1 tRNA gene is annotated in these 225 nt (G+C 48.0%); it reads left to right on the forward strand.

From position 1 onward, the window contains the following. The first annotated feature begins 152 nt into the window (after window positions 1–152). A tRNA-Asp gene (locus Q1B03_RS22110) sits at window positions 153–225 on the forward strand.

Here is a 225-nt window from a genome sequence, read left to right on the forward strand (position 1 = left end):
AGTTCGGTAGCTCGTCGGGCTCATAACCCGAAGGTCGCAGGTTCAAATCCTGTCCCCGCAATACCATTTTTGACTTATATTTATAAGAGGTTATCCTTAATCTTTCATAAGTCACGCATGGATAGTTATTTTCGCTATCGCGAAAAAACTTTGGTCCGGTAGTTCAGTTGGTTAGAATGCCTGCCTGTCACGCAGGAGGTCGCGGGTTCGAGTCCCGTCCGGACC

This window comes from uncultured Rossellomorea sp. (assembly GCF_947488365.1).
Classification (GTDB): domain Bacteria; phylum Bacillota; class Bacilli; order Bacillales; family Bacillaceae_B; genus Rossellomorea.